General features: G+C 37.7%; 14 protein-coding genes. 1 reads left to right on the plus strand and 13 read right to left on the minus strand.

From position 1 onward, the window contains the following. Positions 1-76: 76 nt before the first annotated feature. The 8 genes from LG276_RS15610 to LG276_RS15645 form a co-directional block, all read right to left on the minus strand. Positions 77-1,396 carry a dihydrolipoamide acetyltransferase family protein gene (locus LG276_RS15610; protein ID WP_404292287.1) on the minus strand — a complete coding sequence of 440 codons (1,320 nt, stop codon included), beginning with the start codon at positions 1,394-1,396 and terminating at the stop codon, positions 77-79. Positions 1,397-1,483: 87 nt separating this feature from the next. Continuing rightward, positions 1,484-2,467, minus strand: a complete 984-nt coding sequence (locus tag LG276_RS15615) for an alpha-ketoacid dehydrogenase subunit beta (RefSeq protein WP_095372648.1) — start codon at positions 2,465-2,467, stop codon at positions 1,484-1,486. A gap of 17 nt (positions 2,468-2,484) precedes the next feature. Then, a complete protein-coding gene (locus LG276_RS15620) occupies positions 2,485-3,483 on the minus strand; it encodes a thiamine pyrophosphate-dependent dehydrogenase E1 component subunit alpha (RefSeq protein ID WP_224936024.1) in 999 nt (332 codons plus the stop codon). A 120-nt stretch (positions 3,484-3,603) separates the two neighbouring features. After that, entirely contained in the window at positions 3,604-5,022 is a 1,419-nt protein-coding gene (lpdA, locus tag LG276_RS15625) for a dihydrolipoyl dehydrogenase (RefSeq protein WP_095372646.1), read from the minus strand. Positions 5,023-5,044: 22 nt separating this feature from the next. Continuing rightward, a complete protein-coding gene (gene buk / locus LG276_RS15630) occupies positions 5,045-6,133 on the minus strand; it encodes a butyrate kinase (RefSeq protein ID WP_285840858.1) in 1,089 nt (362 codons plus the stop codon). A gap of 113 nt (positions 6,134-6,246) precedes the next feature. After that, positions 6,247-7,344 (minus strand): branched-chain amino acid dehydrogenase, encoded by a 1,098-nt coding sequence (bcd, locus tag LG276_RS15635; RefSeq protein WP_095372644.1) that lies wholly within the window; start codon positions 7,342-7,344, stop codon positions 6,247-6,249. A gap of 36 nt (positions 7,345-7,380) precedes the next feature. Then, positions 7,381-8,283, minus strand: a complete 903-nt coding sequence (gene yqiS / locus LG276_RS15640) for a phosphate butyryltransferase (RefSeq protein WP_233435223.1) — start codon at positions 8,281-8,283, stop codon at positions 7,381-7,383. A 155-nt stretch (positions 8,284-8,438) separates the two neighbouring features. Continuing rightward, positions 8,439-10,508, minus strand: coding sequence for a sigma-54-dependent Fis family transcriptional regulator (locus tag LG276_RS15645; protein ID WP_224936021.1), 2,070 nt, complete (start codon positions 10,506-10,508; stop codon positions 8,439-8,441). Positions 10,509-10,721: 213 nt separating this feature from the next. Here LG276_RS15645 and LG276_RS15650 point away from each other — a divergent pair, with 213 nt between their 5' ends. Continuing rightward, on the plus strand, positions 10,722-10,961 hold the full coding sequence (locus LG276_RS15650) for a DUF2627 domain-containing protein (RefSeq protein WP_095373649.1): 240 nt from the start codon (positions 10,722-10,724) through the stop codon (positions 10,959-10,961). 75 nt (positions 10,962-11,036) lie between these two features. Here LG276_RS15650 and spo0A read toward each other — a convergent pair whose 3' ends face one another. From spo0A to LG276_RS15675, 5 genes are all read right to left on the minus strand, one after another. Continuing rightward, positions 11,037-11,831, minus strand: a complete 795-nt coding sequence (gene spo0A, locus LG276_RS15655; RefSeq protein ID WP_224936020.1) for a sporulation transcription factor Spo0A — start codon at positions 11,829-11,831, stop codon at positions 11,037-11,039. A 341-nt stretch (positions 11,832-12,172) separates the two neighbouring features. Further along, positions 12,173-13,462: a SpoIVB peptidase gene (spoIVB, locus tag LG276_RS15660; protein ID WP_404292289.1), complete on the minus strand. Its 1,290-nt coding sequence runs from the start codon at positions 13,460-13,462 to the stop codon at positions 12,173-12,175. A gap of 113 nt (positions 13,463-13,575) precedes the next feature. Next, a complete protein-coding gene (recN, locus tag LG276_RS15665; RefSeq protein WP_251162028.1) occupies positions 13,576-15,264 on the minus strand; it encodes a DNA repair protein RecN in 1,689 nt (562 codons plus the stop codon). A gap of 17 nt (positions 15,265-15,281) precedes the next feature. Beyond that, positions 15,282-15,731, minus strand: a complete 450-nt coding sequence (gene ahrC / locus LG276_RS15670; RefSeq protein ID WP_095372619.1) for a transcriptional regulator AhrC/ArgR — start codon at positions 15,729-15,731, stop codon at positions 15,282-15,284. A gap of 245 nt (positions 15,732-15,976) precedes the next feature. Next, positions 15,977-16,813 (minus strand): TlyA family RNA methyltransferase, encoded by an 837-nt coding sequence (locus tag LG276_RS15675; protein WP_224936205.1) that lies wholly within the window; start codon positions 16,811-16,813, stop codon positions 15,977-15,979. Between the last annotated feature and the right edge of the window lie 4 nt (positions 16,814-16,817).

Here is a 16,817-nt window from a genome sequence, read left to right on the forward strand (position 1 = left end):
TGGGTTGTTGAAACTTGATATTTATTTTCAAAAAAAAATGAGAGGCCATTCGCCTCTCATTTTTTACAATCACATCTTAGTATACAGATGTGTTTTCTTTAGAAGTATTTTCAAGAATTTCTCTTACACGTTGCATGAATTGACCACATACTAATCCGTCTAGTACACGGTGGTCAAGTGACATACAAAGGTTAACCATGTCACGAACAGCAATCATACCGTTGTCCATAACAACTGGACGCTTCACAATAGATTCTACTTGAAGAATCGCTGCTTGAGGGTGGTTGATGATGCCCATTGATTGAACAGAACCGAATGAACCAGTGTTATTTACAGTAAATGTACCACCAGACATATCAGCACCTGTTAATTTACCAGCACGCACTTTACCAGCTAACTCACCGATTTCACGCGCAATACCTTTGATTGTTTTTTCATCAGCATTTTTGATAACTGGTGTATAAAGAGCGTCTTGAGTTGCTACTGCAATATTCAAGTTGATGTCTTTTTTACGTACAATTTTATCGCCAGCCCACATAGAATTGATTTGTGGATATTCTTTAAGTGCTTGCGCAACTGCTTTTACGAAGAAAGCAAAGAATGTAAGGTTGAAGCCTTCTTTCTTCTTGAACTCACCTTTAATTGAGTTACGATACTCAACAAGATTTGTTACATCTACTTCCATCATTGTCCAACCATGAGGAGCCTCATGTTTGCTCTTAAGCATATTAGCTGCAATTGCTTTACGTACACCAGTCACAGGAATTTCTTCATCTCCTGGTACAACTGGTACATTTGTGCCTGCGGCTTTAGCTGGTTTAGAAGCTGCCGCTTTTGGTGCTTCTTGCTTAGGTGCTTCTGCTTTTGCTGGTGCTTCTGCTTTTGGTGCATTATCAGCAGTTGGAATATTACCAGACTCAATAATTTTGTTTAAGTCTTTACGTGTGATTCTTCCGCCTGCACCAGTACCAGCTACTTGGCTAAGGTCAATGCCATGCTCTTGAGAAAGCTTAAGTACGGCTGGAGAATAACGTCCACCTTTAGGTGCATCTGCTGCAGGTGTAGGAGCGACTGATTTGCTTTCTGATTTTGGCGCTTCTTCTTTTGCTGGTGCAGAAGTTTCTTCAGTAGCTTGAGGCTCGCTGCTTCCGCCACCTTCAGTTTCAATTGTTAAAATCACTTCGCCTACTTCGTATGTGCCGTCTTCTTCGGCAATTAGCTCTTTAATTACTCCATCAAAAGATGAAGGAACCTCAGCATTTACTTTATCAGTCATTACTTCTGCAAGTGGATCGTACTTATTTACTTTATCTCCAACAGATACTAACCATTTACTAATTGTACCTTCTGTTACACTTTCACCTAATTGAGGCATTTTTATTTGTTCGATAGCCATTATTAAAGTGACCTCCTTATTACTTATCAACATCTATTTGGAATGTGGCAAAAAGAGTCGGATTTCCGCTCTCATTGCCACTTTTGATTAATATTCAGCTAATTCTCTCATTGCTTTTTCTACTTTATCCGGGTTAACCATGAAGAATTTCTCCATTGTTGGTGCATATGGCATTGCTGGTACATCTGGACCTGCAAGGCGCATAATTGGTGCATCCAAGTCAAATAGGCAGTTCTCAGCAATAATCGATCCTACTTCACCCATAATGCTTCCTTCTTTTGTATCTTCTGTAAGAAGAAGGACTTTACCCGTTTTAGAAGCTGCTTCGATAATCGCTTCTTTATCTAATGGATAAACCGTACGTAAGTCTAAAATGTGAGCAGAGATACCATCTTTCGCTAGTTTTTCTGCTGCTTGAAGAGCAAAGTGTACGCATAATCCGTAAGTGATGATTGTAATATCTTCACCTTCACGTTTAACGTCAGCTTTACCAATTGGAAGTACATAATCATCTTCAGGTACTTCACCTTTAATTAGACGGTAAGCACGTTTATGCTCGAAGAACATAACAGGATCGTCATCACGAATCGCTGCTTTTAAAAGTCCTTTTGCGTCGTATGGTGTAGAAGGCATAACAATTTTTAAACCTGGTTGGTTTGCAAATACAGCTTCTACTGATTGAGAGTGATAAAGGGCACCATGGACACCGCCACCATATGGTGCACGAATAACCATTGGAGCACTCCAGTCGTTATTTGAACGGTAACGAACTTTTGCTGCTTCTGAAATAATTTGGTTGACAGCAGGCATGATGAAATCAGCAAATTGCATTTCTGCAATAGGACGCATACCGTACATTGCCGCACCAACACCAACACCAGCAATAGCAGATTCTGCAAGTGGTGTATCTAATACACGATCTTCACCAAATTTTTCATATAAGCCGTTTGTCGCTCTGAAAACTCCACCTTTACGACCAACGTCTTCTCCTAGTACAAATACTTTTGGGTCTCTTTCCATTTCTTCGCGCATCGCTAAAGTGATCGCGTCAATATAAGACATTACTGCCATGTGTTATTCCCCCCTACTTATTCTGCGTACACATATTTCAATGCATCTTCTGCATCTGCATATGGTGCATTTTCAGCATAATCAGTTGCTTCATTCACGATTTTCATAATACGATCGTTCATTTCTTTTTCTTTTTCATCATCGAAAAGACCAATTTCTTTTAAGTAGGCTGCAAAAGTAATAATCGAATCTTTTTCTCTCGCTGCATCTACTTCTTCACGATCACGGTAGCTGCGATCATCATCATCAGAAGAGTGTGGAGTTAAACGATAAGAAACTGTTTCAACTAATGTAGGACCTTCACCTTTACGTCCACGATCAGCTGCTTCTTTAACTGCTTGGTACACTGCTAATGGATCGTTACCATCTACAGTTACACCAGGCATACCGTAACCGATTGCACGATCTGATACTTTCTCACATGCCAATTGTTTTTCAATTGGTACAGAGATCGCATACTTATTATTTTCACACATGAAAATAACTGGTAATTTATGAACACCTGCAAAGTTTGCTCCTTCGTGGAAGTCTCCTTGGTTAGAAGAACCTTCACCGAAAGTAACAAATGTACAAAGATCTTTATTTTCCATTTTTCCAGCAAGTGCAATACCTACTGCGTGAGGAACTTGTGTTGTAACTGGAGAAGAACCTGTTACGATACGGTTTTTCTTTTGCCCAAAGTGACCTGGCATTTGACGGCCACCTGAGTTTGGATCTTCCGCTTTAGCGAATGCTGATAACATTAATTCTTTCGCAGTCATACCGAATGCAAGAACAACACCCATGTCACGATAATATGGAAGGGCATAATCTTTCTCTCTGTCCAATGCAAAAGATGCACCTACTTGCGCAGCCTCTTGTCCTTGACATGAAATAACGAAAGGAATTTTACCTGCACGGTTTAAAAGCCACATACGCTCGTCAATACGGCGTGCTAAAAGCATGGTTTCATACATTTCTAATACTTGCTCATCACTTAAACCTAAAGCTTTATGACGATTTTTAGTTTTACCCATTTCAAAACCTCCTAAATATATATAGAAGAACGTGGAACGCTCTTATATTCTCCACTTAATGAAGTGAGGCTTCTAGATTTCCAACAAAACCTAGAAGTCCACTTTAATAAATCCTAACGCTTATCCGTGAATTGCTTTTCCGTCTACTGCTAATGCAGCTTCTCCGATTGCTTCAGATAAAGTTGGGTGAGGGTGAATCGTATGTGCTACTTCCCAAGGTGTAGCATCTAATACTTTTGCAAGACCTGCTTCAGAAATCATATCTGTCACATGTGGTCCAATCATGTGTACACCTAAGATGTCATTTGTCTCTTCGTCAGCAATAATTTTAACAAAGCCGTCAGACTCACCGAATACAAGCGCTTTACCAATCGCACGGAACATGAATTTACCGACTTTCACTTTATAGCCTTGTTCCTTCGCTTGATCTTCTGTGATACCTACACTTGCAGCTTCTGGTGAAGAATAGATACATTTAGAAATAAGATCATAATCCATTGGCTCTGGATTTTGGTCTGCGATATGTTCTACTGCATGAATACCTTCATGTGAAGCAACATGTGCAAGTTGAAGTCCACCAATTACATCACCAATTGCATAAATATGAGACTCTTTTGTTTGGTAATGTTCGTTCACAACGATGCTTCCTTTTTCTACTTGAATATCAGTATTTTCAAGACCAATACCTTCAGTATTTGCTTGACGACCTACAGATACAAGAAGCTTTTCAGCTGTGAATTCTTTTGTTTCGCCTTTTACTTCAGCAGAAACCGTTACACCGCCATCTTGTTTCAATGTTTCAGGAAGTACTTTCGCTTTAGTAACGATATTAACGCCACGTTTTTTCAGTAGACGTTGCATTTCCTTACTTACATCTTTATCTTCAGTAGGGATAATACGGTCAGCAAATTCTAGTACAGTTACTTCTGCACCGAAATCAGCAAGCATAGACGCCCACTCGATACCGATTACACCGCCACCAACGATAATAATTGACTTAGGAATCTCTTCCATAGATAATGCTTCATCAGAAGTCATTACATTTCCGCCAACTTCTAAACCAGGTAATGTTCTTGGACGAGAACCTGTTGCCACAATAACATTTTTAGGTACAAGCATTTCATTCTCATCACCATTATTCATTTCAACAGAAATTGTTCCTGCTGTTGGAGAGAAGATGGATGGTCCTAAAATACGTCCGAAACCGTCGTATACATCAATTTTCCCTTGCTTCATAAGGTGTTGAACGCCTTTATGCAATTGATCAACAATTTTGCCTTTTCTCTCTTGCACTTTTGCAAAGTTTACTGATACTTCCCCAGTAGAAATACCGAACTCATCACTATTCTTAGCAGTCGCAAAAACTTCTGCACTTCTTAGTAATGCTTTACTTGGGATACAACCTTTATGAAGGCAAGTACCGCCAAGATTTCCTTTTTCTACTAACGCTGTTTTAAGACCAAGTTGAGAAGCACGAATAGCAGCTACATAACCACCAGTACCTCCGCCAAGAATGACTAAATCATATTCTTGTGCCATTAATAAACCCTCCTATTACTACTTACTTAACTGTTGTTGTATTTAATTCATCAATAGTGTAATTCTTAGCTTCTTCTTCGCCACGAAGAACACGAAGTGCACCTTCTGCAAGCGCTTGAAGTTCATCTTCACCAGGTTCAATGATGACATCTGCAATCCAGTTAACATAGCTTGAAATATCATTTACAAATGCTTTCCCATAAGCTAGTCCACCTGTTAAAATGATCGCGTCTACTTTACCTTTTAATACCGCACTTGCAGTACCAATTTCTTTTGCAATTTGGTAACCCATCGCATCATAAACGAGCTTCGCTTTTTCATCGCCAGCTTCAATCATTTTTTCAACTTTTACAGCATCGTTTGTTCCAAGGTAGCCAACAAGTCCGCCTTCACCAACTAACATACTCATGATTTCTTCACGGTAATATTCACCAGAGAAGCACATATCAATAAGATCGCCAGCTGGAACCGTTCCTGCACGCTCAGGACTAAATGGTCCTTCTCCATGAAGTGCATTATTCACATCAATTACACGACCTTTTTCATGAGCACCAACAGAAACACCGCCACCCATATGCGTAACAATTAAGTTTAAGTCTTCGTATTTCTTACCTAATTTTTTTGATACTCTTCTTGCTACTGCCTTTTGATTTAATGCATGGAATATGCTTGTTTTATCAATTTGTGGGAAACCAGTAACGCGGGCGATCGGTGCTAATTCATCAACGACAACCGGATCGACAATAAAGGAAGGAATATTTAGACCTGAAGCAATTTCGTAAGCCAAAATCCCACCTAAATTGGATGCGTGCTGACCAGCATAACCAACTTTTAAGTCCTCAATCATTTCATTATTAACCGCATAAGTACCACCAGGAATTGGGCGTAAAAGTCCTCCGCGACCGACTACTGCGCTTAGTTTTGAAATGTTAATTCCTTCAGCGTCTAAAGTTTCTAAAATAGCGTTTTTACGGAATTCATATTGATCGAAAATTGTTTTAAACTTTTTAATCTCGTCTGTATCATGTCTTAATGTTTTTTCAAACACAGAACTATCATTATCGAAAACACCGATCTTCGTTGAAGTAGATCCTGGGTTGATGACGAGCATTCTCTTGATTTGATCTTGCACAACAGACCCTCCATTATTTATCCATTTTTGAAATTACATAAGGAAGTAGCTAGCGCTTATTAAAGCGCTCGCCACTTCAATATGAACCATAATTACTTACGGCGACTTAAGATGTGATGACCATTTTGAAGGAATGTGCTGCGAGATTGTTTCATTGTCGCAATTCTTTCTTCTGCCATACGGTCAGCAGCTTTATAAGTTGGGATATTTTCTTCTTTAGAAATTTGCATAATACGGTCAATTGTATCGTATAGACCTTCAACTTTTTTCATTGCACGTTCAGCATTGTAACCGTAAAGTTCGTCAGCAACGTTAATAACACCACCAGCATTGATTACATAGTCAGGAGCGTATACAATACCCATTTCGTGGATTTGATCACCATGACGTTCTTCTTTTAATTGGTTGTTAGCAGAACCTGCAATTACTTTTGCTTTAAGTTGTGGAATTGTATCATCATTTACAGTTGCCCCTAATGCACATGGCGCATAGATATCACATTCAACACCATAAATGTCATTAATTCCTACTGCTTCTGCACCGAAATCATCAACTGCACGTTGAACAGCTTCTTTGTTAATATCAGTTACGATTAATTTTGCTCCTTCTTCATGAAGGTGTTTACATAAGTGATATGCAACATTACCTACACCTTGAACAGCAATTGTTTTACCTTCAAGAGAGTCAGTTCCGAATGCTGCTTTTGCTGCTGCTTTCATACCTACGTACACACCGTAAGCAGTTACAGGAGAAGGGTTACCAGAAGAACCAAATGCTGGAGAAATACCAGTTACATAATCAGTTTCTTCATGAATTAAGTCCATATCAGCTACAGTTGTACCAACATCCTCTGCAGTGATATAACGTCCGTTAAGACCTTGAATATAACGTCCGAAAGCACGGAATAATGCTTCATTTTTATCTTTCTTAGGATCACCGATGATAACTGTTTTACCGCCACCAAGGTTAAGTCCAGCTGCAGCATTTTTATAAGTCATACCTTTTGCAAGACGAAGAGCATCTTCAATCGCTGCTTCTTCTGACTCATAAGTCCACATACGTGTTCCGCCTAGTGCAGGTCCTAAAGTTGTATCATGAATAGCGATGATTGCTTTTAATCCTGATTCTTTATCTTGGCAAATAACGACTTGTTCGTAATCATATTTCTCTAGATATTTAAAAATTTCCATGGTTGTAAATCCTCCTTGTTTTTAAAAGAAAATATATTATTTAGCAGAGCAAATAGCTAAAGCAAGTGAATATAACTTACTCTCTGCTGAGTCTGCTCTGGAAGTTAAAACGATTGGTGCTTTTGCACCTGCAATCACTGCACCAACTTTTGCTTGAGCAAAGTAGATCAATGATTTGTATAAAGCATTTCCAACTTCAATAGTAGGTACAAGTAAGATATCTGCTTGTCCAGCAACATCACTTGTAATGCCTTTATGCTCAGCAGCTTCAATAGAAACTGCATTATCAAGTGCTAAAGGTCCATCAACAATGCAGCCTTTAATTTGACCACGTTGATTCATTTGCGTTAATGCCGCTGCATCTAATGTTGCTTGCATATTTGGGTTTACTACCTCAACCGCAGCAATTGGTGCAACTTTAGGCATTTCCACCCCAATACTCTTAGCAATACCTACTGCATTAGCTGTTATTTGCGCTTTTTGACTCAAATCAGGCGCAATGTTCATCGCAGCATCAGTGACAATCGTAAATTTGTCAAAGTTAGGAACTTCAAACACAGCAACATGTGAAAGAACGCTACCAGTTCTCAAGCCATATTCTTTGTTAAGTACGGCTTTTAAAATAACTGCTGTAGGAACATTTCCTTTCATAAGTACGCTTGCTTTTTTCTCTTTGACAGATTTAACCGCCATTTCAGCAGCCAAAGCAGCTGTTTCAGCATGCATAATTGTTAAGTGATCGCTACTAGCGACATCTGCATGGTTTGCATTCAGAATTTGTGTAATCTTTTCAGAGTTACCGAATAGCAGAAAGCTTGCCATGTTTTTCTTTAGTGCACCAGCTACAGCTTCTAAGACTTCTTCGTCTTCTGCTGCGGCAACTGCAACTACATTGCCTTCATATTGGGTTGCTTTCTCTATAAGCGAATCCAATTTCATCTGTCTCAACCCCTTTACTTCAAAGTGCGTGCAAGTAAAATGTTTTTTTGCTGCACTCATCTTTTTATTATGCAATTACCGTGCCAAAATTAAAACGCGATGAAAACGCTTTATTACTAAAAACCCACTGTGAAATTTATTGCAAACTATGCAAATTATTGCATGCTTTTATTTTCAATCTGATATTTTTCCAATTTATAGTATAAATTTCTTACAGACAACCCTAAATGTTTGGCAGCTTGTGTCTTATTACCCTCAGCTTGTTTCATTGCTTTCGTAATAATTTCTTTTTCAAAACCTTCCAGTTGCTTTGCTAATGGCTCTCCTTGTTGAATAGATGCATGCATTTCGGAATCTACGAGAACTGGACTGTCACTATTCGCTAATGTAGATAAATGTTCACTGTCAATATGTGTTTGATAGCCCATAAATATAATCGCTCTTCCAATAATATTATCTAGTTCACGGACATTACCTGGCCAATCATATGCCATTAAAACCTTCATCGCTTCTTCCGTTACACCTTCTACATTACGGCCATATTCAATATTGATTTTTTCAATTAAGCGGTCCACTAATAAAGGAATATCTTCTTTTCTTTTTCTCAAGGACGGAATATGAATTGGCATTCGATTCAAACGGTAGTATAAATCCTCTCTAAATCCGCCGTTCGCAATGGCTTTTTCCAGATTAACATTCGTTGCAGCAATAATTCGAACGTTAATCTGAAGAGGCTTTGTACCACCTACTCGGGTAATCTCTCCTTCTTGTAGCACCCTTAATAGTTTAGCCTGTGTGCTGGCAGTTAACTCGCCAATTTCATCCAAAAAGATACTTCCTTTATCCGCTTCTTCAAATAAACCCCTTTTTCCGCCTCTTTTCGCGCCAGAAAAAGCACCCTCCTCATAACCAAATAATTCACTTTCTAGTAATGATTCCGATAAGGCAGCACAGTTTACACGAACAAATTTATTATATTTACGGTCACTTGCATTATGAATGGCATGTGCAAATAATTCTTTTCCTGTGCCAGATTCACCTCTCAATAGAACGGTTGCTGGCGTTTTTGCTCCAAGTTTAGCTTGCTCAATAGCAATGGCCATTTCATCAGACTGACCAATAATATCCTCAAAAGTATACTTAGCTTCTAAATTTCGAATAATTTGTCTCGCGCGGTTTAATTCGCGACTCATACTTTGCAGATCTGAAACGTCATGCAAAACCCCGACGCTTCCTTTTAAAATGCCATCTACAATTACTGGCGCTACATTGACGACAACTTCTTTTCTCTTCGGACCTACACGCATTGGTACACCCCTTATGGCTCTGCGTGTTTTGAGCACCTTCATATGAACACTTTCACCTTCTGAGATATCAGCAGTTGCCGGTTTACCAATGACTTCCTCTTCTGCTAATCCAGTAATTTTTGAATAGGCCGGGTTAATAATTAATCCCTTCCCATCTTCATCTACAACAGAGATCGCTTCATCGCTTGATTGTATAATAGCTTGAAGCATTGTTTTTAAGTTTTTCAAATCAGTAATTTCTTCAGCTAAATCAACTAACTCCGTAATGTCTTTAAAAATAGAAACCGCACCGATTAATTGACCGTTATCACCGATTACAGGGATTCTCGTAGTAATAATTTTCAACCCACTACCTAAAACAAACTCTTGGTTTGTTTCCACTCTCCTTGAATGCAATACTCTCGGCAGTAGGCTTCCACTAATTACATCTCCGATTTTTTTACCTATCGCCTGTTTCTTTTCTATTCCTGTCATCGTTTCTGCGCTTTTATTAAAAAGTATAATTTCCTCGTCAGGATTAATGACGATCATACCGTTATCGGTCGTATTAAAAATGAGGTTGAATTTATATGTTTGATTAGAAAGTGCGGATATGAGCTCTTCCTTTTGATACAAAAGTTTGGCCATTAAATAAGCGACACTACCAGGGATAAAAATGATCTCTTCTTTGATTGAAGATCTAATTTGTTTACTAACTTCTTCGTCTCCTGTTACTTCAATAATAATATCAACAGGTTCTTTAATAAATTGGCGCCAATCGTAACCAATTTGTACACCATCTTCACTCGCAAGTTGTAGTCCATTTGCTTCGCGATTAATATCAACAACCGCTGTTACTTTTAACATTTCTGTTTCTTTTAATAATCGATATATTGAGGAGCCACCTTGACCAGCCCCGATGATAATCACTTTTTGCATACTTTCACCTTACCCTGAATATTCTTTCAAATCTACTATGCAACTTCTTTCATTTATAATGTAACCTTAATTGTCCTTGTTGACAAATATCTTCTACTGTTAGTGTTAATATTTTTCTCATACGTTCCACCAATGAAATCTCCCTTTAATAAACGTTTCCTATCATATATAATGAGTTTATTGAATATTTTAGCAGCGGAAGAAAGGAAAAATATGATTAGACTAATAGCATTAATGATACTTGTACTTCCCGGTGTTTTAGCGGTATATGGAATTAAATTAATGAGGGATATGGTATTTGGCATTTTACAAAGCCCTTTCCCATCTTTACCTTTGCAGTTTGTGTGTGGATTATTATTTGTTATATTAGGAATTGGCTTTATCGCCGGATTTATTTTGCATCGTGATCGTAAAAGAAATAAAGTGCAAGACCGTTTTAAGAAGGAATCATAAAAAGCGTCAGCATAATAAAATGCTGACGCTTTTTTGTATATTCGTGTGGACGATCTGTTCACACGCCTAGCTTTTTCAAGAAGCCTTATGCTCTAATCTTAACTTATCGGCAACCATGGCAATGAATTCAGAGTTTGTTGGTTTGGCCTTTGTCATGCTGACTGTATAACCAAATAAAGAAGAGATAGAGTCAATATTCCCTCTGCTCCATGCCACTTCAATTGCATGACGAATTGCCCTTTCCACCCTACTAGCTGTTGTATTATACTTCTTGGCAATGTCAGGATACAGAACTTTTGTAATCGAGCCAAGTAACTCAATATCATTATATACCATTGAAATTGCCTCTCTTAAATATAAGTAACCCTTTATATGAGCAGGCACACCAATTTCATGTATGATACTTGTAATACTGGCATCAAGATTTTTGGGTTTTGCCTCTGCTTGTGTACGGTAATTGGTTGTAGAAGGTGATTTACGAATCATCGGACTTGATTTTCCGCTCACTTGGCGGATATGACTAGCCAAATTATCCATGTCAAAAGGTTTCAATATAAAATAAGATGCACCAAGGTCAACAGCTTTCTTTGTCACGTCTTCTTGACCAAAAGCAGTTAACATAATAACGCTAGGAAGAGTCTTCAAGTTAAGTTCTCTCATTTTTTCAAGAACTGCCAGTCCATCAAGATGCGGCATTATGATATCTAATACAAGCACATCTGTTTCGATTTCATCAAGAATATTTAAACAGTCTTGTCCATTATGCGCCACTCCGACTATTTCCATATCTTCTTGAGATGAAATATACTCTTCAAGCAAAGCTACTAGCTCTCGATTGTCATCAACTACACACACTTTGATTTTTTTCACTAATTTTTTCCTCCTCAACCCATAGTTGAATCTATTTTCTATATTTTTGTCTCTATTTGCTAAGTGACAATTTCGACAAAGGGGATAAAAATCCTTTACCAAATTTTATTTTTCTTTAAAAAACTAATAAAATCTTAAGTTTTCTTTGTTTTTCTCTATTATTCGACTATAATCGATGTCTTTCTGCTTCATTGTCGAAAAATCTTTGTTTCTTGCTTATTTTAACATATTTATGTTTGTCATGCTTTTTCTTATAGAATCTAAATTAAATGATTTCAAATCAACATACACCTGACTATATATCTAAACAAACAAAAAAGCGGGCATAACCGCTTTTTTGTTTAAGATGCTCGCTCTTCATTATTTTCATAAATATTAATGCCCGCTTCATTTAACATCCATTCAATATGCACACCATAACCACTCGTCGGGTCATTAACAAAAACATGTGTCACCGCTCCTATAACCTTGCCCTTTTGAATAATTGGGCTGCCACTCATACCCTGGACAATACCCCCAGTTTTTTCAAGCAATTCATCGTCAGTGACCTTGATGACCATTCCTTTTGTAGCAGGAAATTTTTGCGGGATCGTACTAACAATTTCGATATCAAACAGTTGAACTTTATCATTTTCAACGACTGTTAGAATTTTTGCTGGTCCTTCCTTTACTTGATGTGAAAGAGCAATTGGCATTGGTTTATCCATTAGCCCGTTAGCCAATCCACGATTAAGCCTTCCAAAAATGCCAAATGGGCTATTTCGATCAATGTTGCCTATAACTTCTTTTTCATCTTTAAAGCGTGCTAATTTTTCTCCTGGATTCCCATTACTCCCTTTTTCAATGGAAGTAACAGTAGACCGTAGTATTTGACCATCATCAACGACAATTGGCCTTTTTGTATCCATATCAGAGATAACATGACCAAGAGCACCATATTTTTTTGATTGTGGATGATAAAAAGTCATTGTGCCTATTCCAGCCGCTGAATCACGGATATATAATCCAAGCTTAAAGTTTGGTTCATTTTTATCTTTCAATGGTAATAATTCTGTCTCAAATTTTCCTTCATCACGAGTAACTGATATTTTCAGGGGTTTACCACTATCTCCTGCTGCTTGTACAAATGGAGCAACATCAGACATTTTTTCAATTTTTGTTCCGTTTATTTCTGTAATAATATCACCTATTTTAATACCTGCTAAATCTCCCGGTGACATTTTTCCATTTATTGTATTAATTTGGTGATGTCCGACCACCAATACGCCAACTGTATTCAATTTTACACCTATTGATTGCCCACCCGGTATAACTTTAAAGTCCTTTAAAACTTCCACATCTACTTTTTTTATCGGGAAACCAGCCAAATCAAGAAACATTTCGTTCTTGCCTGGTTCATTAGCAGAGAGTGTAATGACTTCTTTATCCTGAACAACCGCCAATTGTCCATTGGGTGCTTGTATTGTTGCATTTACAGTTTCCGCCATATTATATCGTACTTGTTCACCCTCAAATACGGTAAGGTTTATAGGAATGTGAATATACTCTTGAAACGGTTTAGAAAATCCTATACATATGATTGAAACAAGGAGAATTCCACCAATTATTTTTCTCAATATATCTCTTGTCATTTCAACACTCTCCTCGCTTCTTGTTTCATGGCTACATATATAATTTTGCCTGCTTCAAGAGCAATTATAACTGGCAACTTAATAAAAAAAGCTACCCTCCATTGGATAGCTTTTCATGGTATTTTTACATTTTTGGCAAGGCTCAGTAGTTCCTTCGCATGCTCCCTTGTCAGTTCAGTCATTTCCACACCAGAGATCATACGACCAATTTCTTTAATCTTTTCCTCGTCATCCAACGGCTTTACCGTTGTTTTTGTACGGCCAGCTTTGAGTGTTTTAGAAATAAATAAATGCGTATCTGCCATTGCAGCCACTTGTGGCAAGTGGGAAATGCAAAGAACTTGCGAATCAATCGCTACTTGATGAATTTTTTCAGCAATAGCTTGTGCGACTCTTCCGCTTACCCCTGTATCAACTTCATCAAAGATAATAGATGTTACCCCTTGATGTTTAGAAAAGATACTCTTTAAAGCAAGCATAATTCGGGATAGTTCCCCACCTGATGCAATTTTTGATAATGGTTTTAACGGTTCTCCTGGGTTAGTGGATAAGTAAAATTCGACTGTATCAATACCTTTTTTATGAAAGCTTTCTTTATCCGTAGTAAAATGGACCTCAAATACAGTCTTTTCCATATAAAGTGCTTTTAATTCACGATGAATCATTTTTGTTAATCGTTCCGCAGCATTTCTTCTTAATTCACTCAATTCCTGTCCTTCGACAAGTAAATCAGCTTGTAATTCTTTAGCCTGCTTGAGCAAGTGTTCGATATGTGTTTCTTTGTTGGTTAATGTTTCAATTTCTTCCTCAATCTTTGCAACATATTCTAATATTTCCTCTATTGATGGTCCATATTTTCGTTTGAGCATATTGATTTCATTTAATCGCTCTTCAATTTCATTCAATCGAACAGGATCAAATTCCATAAAATCTAATTTACTCCTTAAAATAGCTACCGTGTCCTCTAATTGATAAAAACTGTTAGCAACTACTTCTTGCAACTCAACTAACTCTTCATCAACTTCTGCCGATTGTTGAAGGTGATTCATAGCTAAACTAATCCAATCAAGCCCTTTTTGTTCTCCTTGCAAGGCATTATAGCTAATTTTTACGCCTTCATACATCTTCTCAAAATTAAGTAAGCGGTTTCGCTCTTCTAGGAGGGCATCATCTTCAAGCAATTTTAAATTGGCGTTTGTTATTTCTTCATATTGAAATTGAATAAGATCCAGTCGATGAGCCATTTGCTGTTCATTTTCTGTTAATGTCTTGATTCTTTTCATTGTTTGCTCGTATTCTCTATAGACCTCTTCGTATTCTTGTCTACTTTTAGCGATTTTGGTACCACCAAATTGATCTAATAAAGGCAGATGCAAACTTTCATTCATTAATTCTTGGTGTTCATGTTGACCATGTATGTCAATTAGCGTACTACCAATTTCTCGAAGGATAGAAATGGTTACAAGTTTTCCATTTATTCGACAGACACTTTTACCTGATTTAGATATATCTCGTCGCAGAATCAACATTCCTTCATCGATATCTATACCAAATTCTAACGCCCGTTTGTAACACGGATGTTGTTCATCATCTAATATGAATAAACCTTCTATCTCGGCTTTCTCTTCACCATGTCTTACATACTCTGAAGAACCCCTGCCACCAACGAGCAGGTGAACGGCGTCAATAATAATTGATTTTCCTGCTCCTGTTTCTCCTGAAAGCACAGTTAGCCCTTTATTAAAGGCAATTGTGATTGATTCGATAATAGCAAAGTTTCTAATTGATATTTCATTTAACACTGACATTTCACCCCAGCTTATAGCATTTCTAAAAATCTTTTGGAAATCACTTCAGCTTCTTCAGGTGTTCGACAGATAATTAAGCAAGTATCGTCGCCACAAATTGTTCCTAATATTTCATCCCAATCTAGGTTATCCATCAATACACCAATCGCCATTGCATTCCCTGGCAAAACTTTCATCACAAGTAAATGACCGGCAGAATCTAGACGAACAAATGCATCCATTAAGTTACGCTTTAATTTTTGTAAAGGGTTAAAGCGTTGATCAGCTGGTAAACTGTACTTATATCTTCCATCCAAAAGGGGAACTTTCACTAAATGTAGTTCTTTAATATCGCGTGAAACCGTTGCTTGTGTCACGTTAAACCCAGCATTTCTTAACTCTTCTACTAGTTCATCTTGGGTTTCAATATCATTGTTCGTAATTAAATCCCTAATCTTAATATGTCGTTGTCCTTTATTCATTCTTTTCACCTCTATGAATGCAAAGCGTTGCTTGAAACCAGCAACACGATTCTCATTATCTTTTAATTCATATGTTAGCTGATTTTCTCTATATTGTACAATTTATTCTGCATAATTTGTGTTTTTTTGGTAAAAAAGATTGTTTCTTAAGAGAATTTCAAAATATCATTTATATCGGTTATGATGCCTGACACAAAAGAACAGGCTGGAAAATGCTCCCCTAGCCTGCTTACTTTAGTCTGTGTTTATTCTTTCAGTTTTGCTTTTAATTGCTTGTGGGCTTCTTTTACTACTGATTGGATATCAAAATCATTCGTAGCATGCACTTCCTCTGGGCCATGTTGCCACTGCAAATGAGCGAGGAATTCAATATTACCATCTCCTCCTGTAATCGGAGAATATGATAAGCCTTTAATGTGATATCCTTCTGTTTGAGCGAAGGTTAGAATTTTGTCGATTACTTGTTCATGTACGGACGAATCACGAACAATTCCCTTCTTCCCAACTTGTTCTCTTCCTGCTTCAAATTGAGGCTTGATTAATGCGATCACGTCACTACCAGGTACGAGTAATGTTCGCAAAACAGGAAGAATTAGTTGTAAAGATATAAATGAGACATCAATGGAAGCTAAATTTGGCATTTGCCCGACTAAATCAGCAGGTGTCACATAGCGAAAATTAGTGCGCTCCATTACAACCACGCGTTCATCCTGTCTTAGCTTCCAGGCTAACTGATTATATCCAACATCTAGGGCATAAGACATTTGTGCCCCATTTTGCAAAGCACAATCTGTAAAGCCCCCTGTTGATGCCCCAATATCTAATAGAATTTTATCTTCAACGGTTAAATCAAATACCTCTAATGCTTTTTCGAGCTTTAAGCCACCTCTACTTACGTAAGGCATTGCTTTCCCTTTGATTTGTAATGGAATATCACTCTTTACCTTTTCTCCAGGTTTATCTAGCCTCATTTCATTACTATAAACGATGCCTGCCATTACCGCTCTTTTTGCTTTCTCTCTTGTTTCTGCCAAGCCTCGTTCTACAAGAAGAACATCCACTCGTTCCTTTTTACTCATTATCGCT

It is taken from the genome of Cytobacillus kochii, from assembly GCF_044790165.1.
GTDB classification, from domain to species: Bacteria; Bacillota; Bacilli; order Bacillales; family Cytobacillaceae; genus Cytobacillus; species Cytobacillus kochii.